Here is a 13,910-nt window from a genome sequence, read left to right on the forward strand (position 1 = left end):
ATAAGTAGTTTGGGTTTTAAAGCGGCCTTCTGACAATGCGCTCCTGTTTGTATGGAGCGCATGGACGCATACCCTATGGTCACCCTTGTCATCGTTCCCGGCTGGCGCGACTCCGGCCCCGGCCACTGGCAGACGCTGTGGGCCGAGCAGATTCCCGGCGCGGTGCGCGTGCACCAGGACGACTGGATCACGCCAGTGCGCACGGCCTGGGTTGCCTCCATCGGCCAAACCATTCTGGAGGCTCCCGGCCCGGTGGTGATTGCTGCCCACAGCCTCGGCTGCATTGCCACCACCCATCTACCACCCGAGGTGGCAGCCAAGATCCAGGGCGCACTGCTGGTGGCGCCAGCCGACCCCGAGCGGCGCGGCATTCTGGCGGACTTTGCGCCCGTGCCCTACCAGCCCCTGCCCTACCGCAGTGTGCTGGTGGCCAGCAGCAATGACCCGTTTTGCCCGGTGCGCACCGCGGGCGCCTACGCTCGCGCCTGGGGCAGCGAGTTTGTGCGCCTGCAAAACGCCGGCCACATCAACGTGGAAGCCGGCTTTGGCCCCTGGCCGCTGGGCTTGGCGCTGCTGCAGTCGCTCCTGGGCGAGCCGTTTACGGCCGCTGCGGCACCCGAAACACTATCAATTCAATAGCTACCATTGCTTTAATGGCAGGGGCTAGCGACTGATTTGGCCTGAAGCTCAACCGCGCAACGCCAGCGTCTGGCCCAGCGCAAACACCGAGTTGGGCGCGTTGGTGCGCACAGGCGCCAGCGGCTTGAGCTTTTGCAGCACGCCCTTCTTGGCAGTCTTGCGCTCTGTCACCTGAAAGCCCTTCGCACGCTGTTCAGCCGCCAGGCTTTGCAGCGTGATGGTCTTCATGTGCGCCACGATGGTGGTGTGCAAGGCAGCCCACAGCTCCTTGGTCATGTCTTCGCCCTGTTCGCGGCGTGCGGCATTGTCTTCGCTGTCTTCTATCGCGCCAATGATGTCGGCCACGCTGATGCCATCGCCCCGGAAACCCAGCGTGTAACCGCCACCGGGGCCACGCGTGCTCTCCACCAGGCCATGCTGGCGCAGCTTGGCAAACACCTGCTCCAGGTACGAAAGGGAAATGCGGTGGCGCAGCGCGATGTCCTGCAAAGGCACGGGCTGGCCGCTCTCGCGCAGGGCCAGGTCGATCATGGCGGTAATGGCAAAACGGCCTCGGGTACTGAGTCGCATAGGTTTACTCCTTTGAGTAATTGACTGGAAGACTCGAACTGTAGGCCGCTGTATGCTTCGCGTAAATTCGTATTTTGTAATTTTTTACTTCGATTATTTCGCAGTGTTTCAGTTTGTTTCAGACGGAGCGCCCCATGAACTTCAAGCACCTTCACTATTTCTGGGTCACCGCCAAGGCCGGCGGCGTGATGCGGGCGGGTGAGCAGCTACACACCACGCCGCAAACGCTGTCGGGCCAGATCAAGTTGCTGGAGGACTGGCTGGGCCGCAAACTGTTCCAGAAAAGCGGGCGCAACCTGGAGCTGACGGAGGATGGCCGCCTGGCGCTGGGCTATGCGGACCAGATCTTCACACTGGGCGCCGAGCTGGAAAACGCGGTGCGCCAGTCCAGCGGCGCGCAAAAGGTGCTGGATTTCAAGGTGGGCGTGGCCGATTCGGTCACCAAGTCACTGGCCTACCGGCTGCTGGAGCCCGCGCTGTCGGTGGAAGAGCCAGTGCGGCTGATCTGCAGCGAAGGCAAGTTCCCAGACCTGCTGGCCCGCCTGGCGCTGAACCAGCTGGACCTGGTGCTTGCCGATGAGCCCATGTCCAAGCGCATCAGCGTCAAGGCCTTCAACCACCCGCTGGGCAGCACGGCCATGAGCTTTTTCTGCGCACCCGAGCTCAAGGCGCAGCTGAAAGGCCCCTTCCCGGCCTGCCTGAACGGCGCACCCATGCTGATCCAGGGCGCCCAAGCCTCGGTGCGCCAGCAGTGGGAGGGTTGGCTCAGCCGCCACCAGATCCACCCGCGCACGATTGGCGAGTTTGACGATGGCGCACTCATGAACGCCTTCGGCCGCAAAGGCCGTGGCGTGTTCATGGCGCCCTCGGTCATGGAGGCGGACATCATGGAGCAGTTTGGCGTGGAGCTGATTGGCCGCACCGACGAGCTCGTGGAGGAGTTTTTTGCGGTGTCGGTGGAGCGGCGTATCACCCACCCCTGCGTGGTGGCCATCACCAATGCGGCGCGCGGCGCGCTGTTTGGCTGACAATAGCCGGCACTCCCCAAGGACCATTCCATGTACAACGCCCTCGTCTTCGTTCACCTTGCCTGCGCCATCGTCTGGATGGGCGGCATGGCCCTCATGCTGTTGGCGCTGCGCCCCGCCGCGATGGCCACCCTGGAGGCCCAGCCGCGCGCACGGCTCATGGTGGCGGTGATGCGTCGCTTCTTTCTGGCCGTGTGCATCGCCGTCGTCGGTCTGCTGGCCACGGGCGGACACCTCTACACCAGCGCCTTTCGCGCATCCAAGGCCGACATGGGTGCTGGCGTGGTCCCACTGGGCTGGGACGTTATGGCCGGCTTGGGCATTTTGATGTTTCTGGTCTTCGGCCATATTTACTTCGCCGGCTTCCGCAAGTTCCAACGTGCGGTGGCGGCGGGTGAATGGCCAGTGGCCGCCAAGGCCGCAGGCCAAATCAATATATTGGTGATCACCAACTTTTGCCTGGGCTGGCTGGCGATTGCCGCCGTCAAACTGCTCTGACCCTTTGCCGGGCAAAGCCCGGCACATTGGCTTAGACGCCACAGCGCATAAACAAACAACGAACTATTCGTTGTGGTTTTATCGCCGCGTCCCCAGAATCGCGGTTTTGCACACCACGCTGCAACCACCTTGTTTTTGGGGAATCTCCATGAATTTCAAGCAAAAAACTACGCTAGCCCTCGCCACCATTGCGCTGACAGCTAGCAATTTGGTAGCAGCCCAAACGACGCTGTTGAACGCCTCCTACGACGTGGCGCGCGAGTTCTACAAAGACATCAACACCGCCTTCATTGCCAACTACAAGAAAACCACGGGCAAGGACATCAAGATTGACCAGGCCCACGGTGGCTCCAGCGCCCAGGCGCGCGCCGTGAACGACGGCCTGGACGCCGACGTGGTGACCTTCAACACCAGCACCGACATCGACTTTCTGGCCAGCACCGGTGTGGTGGCCAAGGACTGGACCAAGAAATTCCCCCAAAACGCGTCGCCCACCAGCTCCACCATGCTGTTCCTGGTGCGCAATGGCAACCCCAAGGGCATCAAGGACTGGGATGACCTGGTCAAGCCCGGCGTGCAGGTGGTGGTGGTGAATCCCAAGACCGGTGGCAACGGCCGCATGGCCTACCTGGCCGCTTGGGGCCAGGTGCGCAAGAAGGGCGGCACCGACGCCCAGGCGCTGGACTACGTGACCAAGCTGTACAAGAACGTGCCCGTGCTGGCCAAGGGCGGCCGTGACGCGACCACCATCTTCCTGCAACGCAATATCGGTGACGTGCTGATCACGTTTGAGTCCGAAGTGGTCAGCGTGGACAACGAATTCGGCGCTGGCAAGGTGGATGCCGTGCACCCCAGCAGCTCCATCGTGGCGGAAAACCCCGTGGCTATCGTGGAACGCACCGTGGCGAAGAAGGGCACCGCGGACGTGGCCAAGGCCTACCTGAACTTCCTCTACACCGATGAAGGCCAGGAAATCGCCGCCAAACACGCCATCCGACCCACCAACCCCGCCATCCTGAAGAAGTACGCCAACGTGTTCAAGCCCATCAGCCTGTTCCGCGTGGAAGACTACTTTGGCTCGTTTGCCGAAGCACAAAAAGTGCACTTCAATGACGGCGGCCAGTTCGACAAGCTCTACACCGTCAAGTAAATGCGTGCTGCCAAAAAGGTCCTGCCCGGGTTCAACATCACGCTGGGGTTCACGCTGTTCTACCTCAGTGTGATTGTGCTGATCCCGCTGTCCGCGTTGATTTTCAAAACTTTCACCCTCAGCTGGGAACAGTTCGTCACGGCCGTGGCCAGCCCCCGCGTGCTGGCCTCCTACCGGCTGACCTTTGGTGCCGCCTTCATCGCGGCCCTGGTCAATGCCGTGTTCGGTTTGCTGGTGGCCTGGGTGCTGGTGCGCTACACCTTCCCCGGCAAGAAAATCATTGACGCACTGGTCGACCTGCCCTTTGCACTCCCCACCGCCGTGGCTGGCATTTCGCTGACCGCGCTGCTGGCCAGCAACGGCTGGGTGGGCAGCCTGCTGGAACCCTATGGCATCCAGCTCGCGTTCAACCGCAATGGCGTGGTGATTGCCCTCATCTTTATCGGCCTGCCCTTTGTGGTGCGCACCGTGCAACCCGTGCTGGAAGACGCCGAGAAGGAGCTGGAAGAGGCCGCTACCTGCCTGGGTGCCACGCGCCTGCAGACCTTCCGCCACGTGATCTTCCCCACCATTGCGCCCGCGCTGCTTACCGGTTTTGCCATGGCGTTTGCCCGGGCCATCGGGGAGTACGGCTCCGTTATTTTTATTGCTGGCAACATGCCCATGATTTCTGAAATCACGCCGCTCATCATCATCGGCAAGCTGGAGCAGTACGACTACGCTGGCGCCACCGCCGTGGCCGTGGTGCTGCTGGTCATTTCCTTTGTCTTGCTGCTGGTGATCAACGCCCTGCAAGCCTGGCAGCGCAAGCGCTCGGGAGCCTCCGCATGAGCAACACCCGTACCGTGCGCCGCGCCAAGGCCGGCACCACCGAGCCCACCTGGGTGAAGTGGACGCTGGTGGGCACCGCCCTCGCCTTCATCTTTTTGTTCCTGCTGCTGCCGTTGGCGGCCGTGTTCACCGAGGCGCTGCGCAAAGGCCTGGAGGCCTATTTTGAAGCCTTCAAAGAACCCGACGCATGGAGTGCCATCCGGCTCACGCTGATCACTGCGGCCATTGCCGTGCCGCTGAACCTGGTATTCGGCGTGGCAGCCGCCTGGGCCATTGCCAAGTACGAGTTCAGGGGCAAGGCTTTCCTCACCACGCTGGTGGACCTGCCCTTCTCGGTGTCGCCCGTGGTGGCCGGCCTGATTTATGTGCTGATGTTTGGTGCCCATGGCTGGTTTGGCCCCTGGCTGCAGGCGCATGACATCAAGATCGTGTTTGCGGTGCCGGGCATTGTGCTGGCCACCATCTTTGTGACCTTCCCCTTCATCGCCCGCGAGCTGATTCCGCTGATGCAAGCGCAGGGCACCGAAGAAGAGCAGGCCGCCATGGTGCTGGGCGCCACCGGTTGGCAGACCTTCTGGCATGTGACCCTGCCCAACATCAAGTGGGGCCTGATCTACGGCGTCATCCTGTGTAACGCGCGCGCCATGGGCGAGTTTGGCGCGGTGTCGGTGGTGTCTGGCCACATCCGCGGCCAGACCAACACCATGCCGCTGCACGTTGAGATTTTGTACAACGAGTACCAGTCGGTGGCCGCGTTTGCCGTGGCATCGCTGCTAGCGCTGCTGGCCCTGGTGACGCTGGTGATCAAGTCCTTTGTGGAATGGCAGTTTGAGCGTGACCAGAAGGCCGCCGCCGAATTGCCTCCGGAACGCCCCATCGCGCCTGTGCAGGCCTGAGCCCCCTTTCTTCGAGAAAATTATGAGCATTGCAATCCGCAACGTCAGCAAAGACTTTGGCACTTTCAAGGCCCTGCGCAACGTGAACCTGGACATCGAGTCCGGCGAACTCGTCGCCCTGCTCGGCCCCTCGGGCTGTGGCAAGACCACCCTGCTGCGCATCATTGCCGGACTGGAAACAGCCGACCAAGGCAACATTTTGTTCAGCGGCGAAGACACCACCGATGTCCATGTGCGCGAGCGCAATGTGGGCTTTGTGTTCCAGCACTACGCGCTGTTCCGCCACATGACCGTGTTTGACAACGTGGCCTTCGGCCTGCGCATGAAGCCACGCGCCACACGCCCATCGGAAGACGTGATCAAGCGCAAGGTGCATGAGCTGCTCGGCTTGGTGCAACTGGACTGGCTGTCGGACCGCTACCCCGCACAACTCTCCGGCGGCCAGCGCCAGCGTATCGCCCTGGCCCGCGCCCTGGCCGTGGAGCCCAAGGTGCTACTGCTGGACGAACCCTTTGGCGCACTGGATGCCAAGGTGCGCAAGGAACTGCGCCGCTGGCTGCGTCGCCTGCACGATGACCTGCATGTGACCAGCATCTTTGTCACGCATGACCAGGAAGAAGCCTTGGAAGTGGCCGACCGCGTGGTGCTGATGAACAGCGGCAACATCGAACAGATCGGCTCTCCCCAGCAGGTGTGGGACCACCCGGCCAGCCCCTTTGTCTACGGCTTTTTGGGCGATGTAAACCTGTTCCACGGCCGCGCCCACGAAGGTGAAATGCTCATTGGCGAAGCCCAGCACGGCGTACGTCTGGCCACACCCGAGCACGCCACGACGCAAGACGCCAAGGCCTTTGCCTATGTGCGCCCGCATGACCTGGATGTGAAGCGCTATGCCGCGGGTACCGGCCAGAATGGCATTGCTGCCAAGCTGGTGCGCGCGATTGTGGTGGGCCCCATTGCCCGGCTGGAATTGCTGCCACAAGACAGCAGCGCCGCGGGTAGCGGCGACATCATCGAAGCCCAGATCGGCGCGCAGGAATTCGCCGCACTGGCACTGAAGGATGGCGAAGTGGTGGTGCTCACCCCGCGCAAGGCACGGGTGTTTGTGGCACCCTGAGGGCGAGAACAGCGGCTGGCGCTACACCCGGTAGCGGCGGTTGCCGCCCGACTCCCTCAGGTTGGACTCAATCTCCACGATGTCGTAGAGACCCGTGGAAGACAAATAGTGGGCCCATTGCCATGCGCGATCCTCAACGGGATGCCATGGCCCGGTATCTATGACTTGCTGCCATTGGCCTCTGTATTGGCGCATGGCCTTTGTTACTACCCTGTACATCGTTGTACCCAACCACCCACACAAAATATCTTGCTGACAGGTGGAGATTGTCGGCGCAAACCGGCGCCGTGGTTAGGGTGCGGCCTCGATATCCCTACTCTTTGTTCCGTCGGTGTCCACGCTCTTTGAGACGCTCCCGCAGGCGTTCGGCCACCTTGGGATGACGCGCCAACAGCTCGTGCAGCCGCTCAGCCAACAGGCGCTTGCGTTCAGGAATTCCATCCTCGAGCCGCAGCAGGCGGTGGAGGAAAAAACGGGGGCGATGGGCCAGCAAACCCGGTGCGGCCTGGCTGCCACGCGCAGAGAATGCGTGCTGACCCGCCTCCACCGGCACCTCGCCCTGTGCCGTGCGCAGCGTGGTCGCACCCTCCAGCACTGAGTCATAGGTACCTGCGGGTTCGCCATCCTGCTCGTGGTCCAACACCACGGTTTCGTGGTCCGTGCCGCGAATGCCTATGGTGGCCGTACCCGCGGTCAGCCGATAGCCCCGTGGGTTGAGCTTGCCGATCCAGCCCGTGATGGAGCGCAAGGCCCCCTGCAGCAGGGACATTTCGACCACCCCGTTGCTGTCCTGGCTGGCCACATAGCGGGTCACGGTGAATATGGAATTGGGACGCACCGCAATCAGCCCATGGTCTTCCGTCTGGGCGTGCAGTTCACCATCGGCCAATGTCACCACCGTCTGCCCCACCTGAATCTTCTGCCCCACTACAGCGGGTAACGCCGCTCCGTCAGCCGCCTGTACGGTGACATGCCCGCTTACGGCATCCACCGTGCCAAACACCTGCGTCCAGCCGGGCAGCACGACTGCCGAGAGCAGCAGGGCGAACAAGGGGCGTTTCATGTCGAGGCCGGGCATCGCGCCATTCAGCCGAGGATGCGGAACAGGCCGTAGGCCGAGAGAACGCCGGTAACCACCAGCAAAACTGTCTTGGTGGCGCGCGCGCCCACCAGTGCACCGGCGATGCTACAGAGGAGGATGGCGCCAAAAATATAGGTGGTTTTCATGGGGAGTGATGGTACGGCAAGGAAGACTTGGTCAACCCGCATGCTCAGCAGCTACAGCAACTTGCGAATCCGCGCGATCGTCTCTTCCATCCGCGCCCGGCTGGACACCTCCAGCCCCAGCTGGCGGGCAATGTCGTTGACGATGGCCGCATTCAGCGGCAGGCCGCCCGCGTCCACCGCCTTGATCAGCGCCAGGGCACGCTGTTCGGCGGTAGGCGGCTTGCGCCGGCCGAGCAGGAGGTGAAGCCAGTTCATGAAGAGACTCTCTGAATGCTCCTGAATTAGGAGCTACTTTGGCTTATTCTACGGGGGCTGGCAGGCTAGTTTCTTGATCTTCAATTCGAACTACACCCCTCATCACCCCTGCCGAGCCCGGCTTTTGGGCAGCACCCGGCGCAGCAGGGCCCACAGGGGCAGGCGGTTGAGCACGGCGATAGACCAGCGCATCTGCCAGGGGAACACGGCGGTGGCGTCCTTGCGGTCGATGGCCTGCACGATGCGCGCGACGGCCTGCGCTTCGGACATCAGGAAGGGCTTGTGGCTGGCGTCGCCGCCATTCAGATCGCGCAGTTTGGCGGTGTCCATATAGCCCGGCACGATGGCGGTAACGGCGATGGAGAAAGGCGCCAGTGCCATGCGGTAGGTGTGGCAGATGCTGAGCACGGCGCGCTTGCTCGCGCTGTAGACCGAGGCGCCCGGATAGTCCTTGAGCAAACCGGCCACCGAGGACACGGCAACCAGGTGGCCGCTGCCTTGCGCCAGCATCTGCGTGGCCGCCAGCTCAAACGCGTGGCTCAGGCCGCTCACATTGGTTTGCAGCAGGCGCAGGGTGGTGGCTGCGTCTAGCACGTGGTCGCGGGTGTTGAAGTACATGCCTGCGGTGACGATGAGCAGGTCCAACCGGTCTGGCGCGAAGGCGGCCAGTGCAGTGGCCAGTGCCGCTGGGTCGGCAATGTCCAACGCGTGGGCCTGCAAGCGCGGGTGGCCATCTACCGCCGTGCCGCGCAGGCGCTGGGTGTCGCGGCCACACACGGCAACCTCGTCCCCCTGCTCCAAATAATGACGGGCCAGCGCCAAACCAATGCCGCTGGTGCCCCCGATAACCATGACTTTCATGCCGCTCCCCGGTTGTAGCGATTGACGTTGCGCATGCCCGTTTGCGTGCCGCGTGGTGTGCGGGCAAAGGCCTCCAGGCCGCGCTGGTAGCCGTAGTCCCACTGGGCTTGCATGTGCTGGACAAACACGGCGTAGCTAACCGGTGGCAGCAGCGCCAGGCGGTTGTTGCGCCAGTCCAGGGCCTTCTGCAGGGTTTGCGTGGCCAGGGCCTGGCTGACGTCGGAACTGTCGATCCACACCTCGGCCTGCTGCGCATGCACGTGGCGCAGGCGCTGGTGGGCGTTGATACCCAGCACGGCGCGCCAGGCAGGCGCCGACGTGAGGCGCTCAAACTCAGACTTGAACTCGATCACCACCTGGTGCGCCAGCCGCTGCGCCAGTTCGATGGGGAACAGGTCCACCACGCCGCCCATGTAGTGGGCCGCCCCGTGCCGGTGGGCGGGAAAGTAGAACATGTCGGACACCGAGATGCGCACCGCCTCTTGCAGGGGCATGGCCGTGTCGGTGGCCACCGTGGGCGCCACCGCCGTATTGCCCCACTGTGCGCTCAAAAATGGTGAGGGCACCCCCTGCAGCAGCTGTGCGGTGCGCGGTGGGCCAAACACGGTTTCTTCCAACAGCTTGCGCTGGCCACGCGGCTGGCCCACCTCGTCTGCAGTGAACAAGAGGCGGCTGCCGATGATGGCCACGTCGGGCGTGCCCTGTCGCGCGGCTGTGGAGGGTGGGGGAAACGCCGGCAGGGCCGGGGGCGGCGCAAACAGGTAGTCGGCAAACAGGTCGGGCACCGTGGGCGCCGCGCCCCATTGCAGCGCACGCCGGGCCACACCCCACAAGGTGCGGTGCAGTGCGGCGCTGGGGCCGGGCCGAAAGCTGCTCCAAAATTGGTACATCTCTGGCGAGGCCAACCAGGCGCGGCGCTGTGCATCGTCTGGCACACTGTGAATCAAGGCCGCCGCGATGGAGGCGCCACAACTGGCCAGCACCACATCGGGCGGCTCGCCCACCTCACATGCAGCAGCGTACATGCCCAGATAAATGCCGTACCGAAAACCACCCCCTCCCATCACCATGCAACGTTGGTATTTCTGCGCTTGTGTCATGGCTTCAACATAGCACACACGCCCGCGCACCATGCGTCTGCCAACCGCGCCATTGAGCACCCACGAACCAGCAGCACCAGCACGCGCCACCCTGGCGCAGCGGCTGCGCCATGGGCTGCTGAACGCGGTGGCCTTTGGCCTGTGCTACCCGGCTGCCAACCTGCTGGCGCAGCAGCAGGGCATTCACCGCAACGTGGCCACCGCGCTGGACGCGCACATTGCCTTTGTGCCGTGGATGGTCTTGCCCTATCTGTTGTCGGGGGTGTTCTTTGTGGGCAGCTTTTGGGCGGTGGGCTCCCTGGACGCGCTGCGGGTGCTGAGCCAGCGCCTGCTGCTGGCCACGGTGTTGGCCTGCCTGGTGTTTGTGCTGGCGCCACTGCAGTTCAGTGTTGTGCGGCCCGTGGTGGCGTCCCCGCTGTGGGGGCCGCTGTACGCGCTGCTGGGCGCGGTGGACCAGCCTTACAACCAGCTGCCCTCGCTGCACGTGGCCTATTGCTGCATTTTCTGGTTCGCATGGCGCCCACTGTGTGCGGGGCGTGTGACGCAGGTGGCCTTGCTGTTCACACTGGGCCTGGTGTCGGTGGCCACGCTGTTTACCTACCAGCACCATGTGCTGGATGTACTGGCGGGGGCCCTGCTGGGCTGGGCCTGCATACGGCTGGTGCGGCCCCAGCGGCAGGAGCCCTGGGTGGCCCTGCACTACGCACTGGTTGCGGGCATGGTGGTGGTGGTGGGCATGGCCTGGTGGCCGTGGTGGCTCACGGCCTATGGCGCGACCAGCCTGCTGCTGGTGGCGCGGGCCTATGCCGTGGGTGATGCGCATTTTTTGCGCAAAACCCGGGGCCGGTTTGCGTGGTGGGCCTGGCTGCTCTACGCCCCCTACCTGCTGGGCTACCACCTCACCTGGCGGTGCGTGCAATGGCGTGAACGCCAGCACCCGCCGTGCGCCCCGATGGCGCCCGGCCTGTGGGTGGGCAGGCGCCTGAGCAATGCGCAAGCGCAGCTACTGCCCGCCAACTGCACTGTGGTGGACCTGGCCAATGAGCTGAGCGAAACCCCGTCGCTGCGCACCGCGCGCTACCACCATGTGCCCCTGCTGGACCTGGTGCCGCCCAGCCAGGCCGATGTGCAGCGTGTGCTGGCCATCGTGCACAACGCGCTACAGTGCGGGCACCCGGTGTACCTGCATTGCGCCATGGGCTACAGCCGCAGCCAACGCCTGGCCCGCGCCTACCTGGCCCAGTACCCGCACGCGGACACACCCCACTGACCCACCGAACGCCGACCTGCCCATGCGTATTTCCGTCTACCAGCTCAAGCCCCGTTTTCAGCAACTGTTGCAGCCCCTGCTGCAGCGCCTGGCGCGCTGGGGCATCAGCCCCAACCAGCTCACGCTGGCCACCACGGGGTTGATGCTGCTCTATGGGGCGGCGCTTGCGCTCTACCCCAGCAGCCAGGTGCTCTGGTACGGCCTGCCGCTGGTGCTGCTGGTGCGCATGGCACTGAATGCACTGGACGGCATGCTGGCCAACGCCACCGGCCAAAAAACACCGCTGGGTGCCGTGCTCAACGAGCTGTGCGACCAGGTGTCGGACGCCGCGCTCTACCTGCCTTTTGCGCTGGTGCCCGGCGTGCATGCCGGGCTGTTGGTGGTGGTGGTGGTGGCCGCGTCATGGGCCGAATGCACTGGCTTGGCCGCACTGGCAGCAGGCACGCAGCGCCGCTTTGACGGCCCCATGGGCAAGAGCGACCGGGCCGTGGCCTTTGGCCTGCTGGGCCTGATGGTGGGCGCTGCTGCCACTCCCGCCTGGACCAACAGCCTGCTCTTGCTGGTGCTGGTCCTGCTGGGCTGGACCCTGCGCAACCGCGTGCGCGCAGCGGTGCGGGCCGTGGGCTGAGCGCCGCCTAGGCGCCTGCGCCCGTGGGTTCGTGGCGTGCCACGGACACCGTAAAAATCCCCTCCAGCCCGATCTGCGTGGCCACCTTGCGGCAGCCCGCGCTGGCCACCAGCGCGTCCATCTCGGCCTGGGGCCGGGGCCGCATGGTCCAGGGCTGCCCCACGTGGTTGTTCAGCGTCTTGGCAATCAGCACCAACTGGGGGTGCCACGGCTGGCCGGTGTAGACCAGATGGCCGCCGGGCTTGAGCTGGCGGGCCACGCCACGCAGTGAGCGCAGCACGGCCGCGTTGTCGTTGAACAGCTCGTACAGACCGGACACGATGACGATGTCGTAGGGTGCGGCGCCGTCGTCGTAGCTGGCGTCGGCAAAGGCGTCGCGCTGCTGCAGCTCAGGCGGCTGCTTCAGGTGCAGCTGGTCGGCCAGGCGCTGTGCCTGCTGCAGGTTGTGCGCGGCATAGTCGCGCAGGGTCACATGGATGTCGCGGTCCTGAAAACGCTTCACCGTCTCCAGCACATAGCGGCCACCGCCGGCGGCAATGTCCAGAATGCGCAGCGGCTCGGTGGCTGGGTGCTGGGCAATCAGCTGAGCCAGCGTCTCCTGCATGTGCCAGCGGCGCAGGCGGATGCCACGCCAGCCCACGGCGCCCAGGTAGCCGCCGTCCACCGCCTTGCCCACGCCCCAGTCGCCTTGCGGCTGGTTGCCATACACATAGTCCAGCGAGGCCCCGGAATCGAACCCGTGCTCCAGGCCAATGCGCATGCCTTTGCTCAGCCGGCCCAGGCTGCCCAGCAGCACCCTTTGCACTGCAAAGAACGCGCGCATCGGCCAGGGGCCAATCTCGTCGCGCAGCAGCGCCTGGTACTGGCGGGCGCTGGCGCTGTGGGTGTCGGCCGCGTGGTAGTGCGTGGCGGCCAGCGGTGCCTGGGCAAAGCAGGCGTCGATGAAGGTGCGCGCTTCCTGCACGGCCTGGTTGCGCACCGCGTCGCTCTCGTAAAAGATGGCGTGGCGGCAGTCCTTGAGCACCACCAGGCGCTTGAGGCTGGAGGACAGGCGTTCAAAAAACAGCTTCTGCGGCGCCTGCTTGACCACGTAGTCCTGGTCGGCCACCAGCATCAGGATGGGTGTGTCGATGGCGCTGGCGTCGTGCACCACGCGCTGGGCGGTGTCGGCCAGGTCCAGCAGCACGCGGGCCGAGATGTTCTTGGTGATCAGCGGGTCAGCGTCGTAGGCCAGTGCCTGCTCTTTGGAATGCGTGAGCATGCTGGCGCGGATGTAACTGGTGACAAACAGGTCCTTCTTGAAACCCATGGCCAGGCGCAGCGCCGGTTTGGCCAGGGGCACGTACAGGTTGATGTCAAACGCCGCCGCCGCCATGATCACGCCACGCACACCGGGTGCGTAGTCGTGCAACCAGGTGGCGGCAATTACGGCACCCACGCTGTTGGCTACCACCAGGGTGTTGTGGGGCGCAATGCCGTGGCGCGCCTGCAGGTGGCGCACAAAGTCGTCAAAGTCCTGCACCAGGGTTTCAAATCCGGGTGCGTCGCCGCGCTCGCCGGGCGAGTGGCCGTGGCCCCGCGCGTCCCAGGCAAAGGCCCAGTCTTGCGTGTAGCCCAGCTGCTCCACCAGGGCCTGGATACGGCCCGAATGCTCATGCCCACGGTGCAGAAAAATCAGCGCACGCGGGCCGCCGTCGGCCTGGGCACGCGGCTGCTGGGGCTGCCAGGCGCGGTAAAAAAGGCGGGTCTGGTCCTGGGTGGTGAACCCGGCGTCGCTGCACGTCCAAGGGACCAAAGGCATTGCATTCGTCATGGAGTTCCTGTGTGAAAAAAGAGAGAC

The 13,910-nt window shown here is 64.3% G+C and carries 17 protein-coding genes; 9 read left to right on the forward strand and 8 right to left on the reverse strand.

From position 1 onward, the window contains the following. Positions 1-75 precede the first annotated feature (75 nt). Positions 76-639, forward strand: coding sequence for an RBBP9/YdeN family alpha/beta hydrolase (locus AC07OE_RS13925; RefSeq protein WP_495071165.1), 564 nt, complete (start codon positions 76-78; stop codon positions 637-639). Between the two features lie 48 nt (positions 640-687). Here the strand turns inward: AC07OE_RS13925 and AC07OE_RS13930 are convergent, their stop codons facing one another. Further along, a complete protein-coding gene (locus AC07OE_RS13930; protein WP_495071166.1) occupies positions 688-1,209 on the reverse strand; it encodes an Rrf2 family transcriptional regulator in 522 nt (173 codons plus the stop codon). A 134-nt stretch (positions 1,210-1,343) separates the two neighbouring features. Between AC07OE_RS13930 and nhaR the strand changes: the two genes are divergently transcribed. From nhaR to AC07OE_RS13960, 6 genes are all read left to right on the forward strand, one after another. Then, a complete protein-coding gene (gene nhaR, locus AC07OE_RS13935; protein WP_495071167.1) occupies positions 1,344-2,237 on the forward strand; it encodes a transcriptional activator NhaR in 894 nt (297 codons plus the stop codon). Positions 2,238-2,267: 30 nt separating this feature from the next. After that, positions 2,268-2,735 carry a hypothetical protein gene (locus AC07OE_RS13940; protein ID WP_495071168.1) on the forward strand — a complete coding sequence of 156 codons (468 nt, stop codon included), beginning with the start codon at positions 2,268-2,270 and terminating at the stop codon, positions 2,733-2,735. A 148-nt stretch (positions 2,736-2,883) separates the two neighbouring features. Next, the gene (locus AC07OE_RS13945; protein ID WP_495071169.1) at positions 2,884-3,885 is read left to right on the forward strand and encodes a sulfate ABC transporter substrate-binding protein; all 1,002 of its coding nucleotides are present in this window, start codon (positions 2,884-2,886) and stop codon (positions 3,883-3,885) included. After that, on the forward strand, positions 3,886-4,716 hold the full coding sequence (cysT, locus tag AC07OE_RS13950; RefSeq protein WP_495071170.1) for a sulfate ABC transporter permease subunit CysT: 831 nt from the start codon (positions 3,886-3,888) through the stop codon (positions 4,714-4,716). After that, positions 4,713-5,612: a sulfate ABC transporter permease subunit CysW gene (gene cysW, locus AC07OE_RS13955; protein ID WP_495071171.1), complete on the forward strand. Its 900-nt coding sequence runs from the start codon at positions 4,713-4,715 to the stop codon at positions 5,610-5,612. The genes cysT and cysW overlap by 4 nt, the downstream gene beginning before the upstream one ends. Before the next feature lie 22 nt (positions 5,613-5,634). After that, entirely contained in the window at positions 5,635-6,729 is a 1,095-nt protein-coding gene (locus tag AC07OE_RS13960; RefSeq protein WP_495071172.1) for a sulfate/molybdate ABC transporter ATP-binding protein, read from the forward strand. A 21-nt stretch (positions 6,730-6,750) separates the two neighbouring features. Here the strand turns inward: AC07OE_RS13960 and AC07OE_RS13965 are convergent, their stop codons facing one another. The 6 genes from AC07OE_RS13965 to AC07OE_RS13990 all read right to left on the reverse strand — a co-directional run bounded on the left by AC07OE_RS13965 (position 6,751) and on the right by AC07OE_RS13990 (position 10,172). Further along, positions 6,751-6,924 (reverse strand): hypothetical protein, encoded by a 174-nt coding sequence (locus AC07OE_RS13965; protein WP_495071173.1) that lies wholly within the window; start codon positions 6,922-6,924, stop codon positions 6,751-6,753. 118 nt (positions 6,925-7,042) lie between these two features. Further along, positions 7,043-7,792: a FecR family protein gene (locus AC07OE_RS13970; RefSeq protein ID WP_495071174.1), complete on the reverse strand. Its 750-nt coding sequence runs from the start codon at positions 7,790-7,792 to the stop codon at positions 7,043-7,045. Between the two features lie 23 nt (positions 7,793-7,815). Then, on the reverse strand, positions 7,816-7,956 hold the full coding sequence (locus AC07OE_RS13975; RefSeq protein ID WP_495071175.1) for a hypothetical protein: 141 nt from the start codon (positions 7,954-7,956) through the stop codon (positions 7,816-7,818). Positions 7,957-8,007: 51 nt separating this feature from the next. Further along, the gene (locus tag AC07OE_RS13980) at positions 8,008-8,211 is read right to left on the reverse strand and encodes a hypothetical protein (RefSeq protein ID WP_495071176.1); all 204 of its coding nucleotides are present in this window, start codon (positions 8,209-8,211) and stop codon (positions 8,008-8,010) included. Between the two features lie 102 nt (positions 8,212-8,313). Beyond that, positions 8,314-9,072 (reverse strand): SDR family NAD(P)-dependent oxidoreductase, encoded by a 759-nt coding sequence (locus AC07OE_RS13985; RefSeq protein ID WP_495071177.1) that lies wholly within the window; start codon positions 9,070-9,072, stop codon positions 8,314-8,316. Next, the gene (locus AC07OE_RS13990) at positions 9,069-10,172 is read right to left on the reverse strand and encodes a patatin-like phospholipase family protein (protein ID WP_495071178.1); all 1,104 of its coding nucleotides are present in this window, start codon (positions 10,170-10,172) and stop codon (positions 9,069-9,071) included. The genes AC07OE_RS13985 and AC07OE_RS13990 overlap by 4 nt, the downstream gene beginning before the upstream one ends. 31 nt (positions 10,173-10,203) lie before the next feature. Here AC07OE_RS13990 and AC07OE_RS13995 point away from each other — a divergent pair, with 31 nt between their 5' ends. Together AC07OE_RS13995 and AC07OE_RS14000 are read left to right on the forward strand one after the other, a co-directional pair. After that, entirely contained in the window at positions 10,204-11,442 is a 1,239-nt protein-coding gene (locus AC07OE_RS13995; protein ID WP_495071179.1) for a phosphatase PAP2 family protein, read from the forward strand. A 22-nt stretch (positions 11,443-11,464) separates the two neighbouring features. Continuing rightward, the gene (locus tag AC07OE_RS14000; RefSeq protein WP_495071180.1) at positions 11,465-12,070 is read left to right on the forward strand and encodes a CDP-alcohol phosphatidyltransferase family protein; all 606 of its coding nucleotides are present in this window, start codon (positions 11,465-11,467) and stop codon (positions 12,068-12,070) included. 7 nt (positions 12,071-12,077) lie between these two features. Here AC07OE_RS14000 and AC07OE_RS14005 read toward each other — a convergent pair whose 3' ends face one another. Beyond that, on the reverse strand, positions 12,078-13,883 hold the full coding sequence (locus tag AC07OE_RS14005) for a bifunctional alpha/beta hydrolase/class I SAM-dependent methyltransferase (RefSeq protein ID WP_495071181.1): 1,806 nt from the start codon (positions 13,881-13,883) through the stop codon (positions 12,078-12,080). Positions 13,884-13,910: the final 27 nt, after the last annotated feature.

It is taken from the genome of Rhodoferax sp. GW821-FHT09E07 (assembly GCF_059416145.1).

Bases quoted from the DNA above. Each gene is read 5' to 3' on its own strand.
- AC07OE_RS13925 (WP_495071165.1), top strand. From the start codon at position 76: ATGGTCACCCTTGTCATCGTTCCCGGCTGGCGCGACTCCGGCCCCGGC.
- AC07OE_RS13930 (WP_495071166.1), bottom strand. From the start codon at position 1,209: ATGCGACTCAGTACCCGAGGCCGTTTTGCCATTACCGCCATGATCGAC.
- nhaR (WP_495071167.1), top strand. From the start codon at position 1,344: ATGAACTTCAAGCACCTTCACTATTTCTGGGTCACCGCCAAGGCCGGC.
- AC07OE_RS13940 (WP_495071168.1), top strand. From the start codon at position 2,268: ATGTACAACGCCCTCGTCTTCGTTCACCTTGCCTGCGCCATCGTCTGG.
- AC07OE_RS13945 (WP_495071169.1), top strand. From the start codon at position 2,884: ATGAATTTCAAGCAAAAAACTACGCTAGCCCTCGCCACCATTGCGCTG.
- cysT (WP_495071170.1), top strand. From the start codon at position 3,886: ATGCGTGCTGCCAAAAAGGTCCTGCCCGGGTTCAACATCACGCTGGGG.
- cysW (WP_495071171.1), top strand. From the start codon at position 4,713: ATGAGCAACACCCGTACCGTGCGCCGCGCCAAGGCCGGCACCACCGAG.
- AC07OE_RS13960 (WP_495071172.1), top strand. From the start codon at position 5,635: ATGAGCATTGCAATCCGCAACGTCAGCAAAGACTTTGGCACTTTCAAG.
- AC07OE_RS13965 (WP_495071173.1), bottom strand. From the start codon at position 6,924: ATGCGCCAATACAGAGGCCAATGGCAGCAAGTCATAGATACCGGGCCA.
- AC07OE_RS13970 (WP_495071174.1), bottom strand. From the start codon at position 7,792: ATGAAACGCCCCTTGTTCGCCCTGCTGCTCTCGGCAGTCGTGCTGCCC.
- AC07OE_RS13975 (WP_495071175.1), bottom strand. From the start codon at position 7,956: ATGAAAACCACCTATATTTTTGGCGCCATCCTCCTCTGTAGCATCGCC.
- AC07OE_RS13980 (WP_495071176.1), bottom strand. From the start codon at position 8,211: ATGAACTGGCTTCACCTCCTGCTCGGCCGGCGCAAGCCGCCTACCGCC.
- AC07OE_RS13985 (WP_495071177.1), bottom strand. From the start codon at position 9,072: ATGAAAGTCATGGTTATCGGGGGCACCAGCGGCATTGGTTTGGCGCTG.
- AC07OE_RS13990 (WP_495071178.1), bottom strand. From the start codon at position 10,172: ATGACACAAGCGCAGAAATACCAACGTTGCATGGTGATGGGAGGGGGT.
- AC07OE_RS13995 (WP_495071179.1), top strand. From the start codon at position 10,204: ATGCGTCTGCCAACCGCGCCATTGAGCACCCACGAACCAGCAGCACCA.
- AC07OE_RS14000 (WP_495071180.1), top strand. From the start codon at position 11,465: ATGCGTATTTCCGTCTACCAGCTCAAGCCCCGTTTTCAGCAACTGTTG.
- AC07OE_RS14005 (WP_495071181.1), bottom strand. From the start codon at position 13,883: ATGACGAATGCAATGCCTTTGGTCCCTTGGACGTGCAGCGACGCCGGG.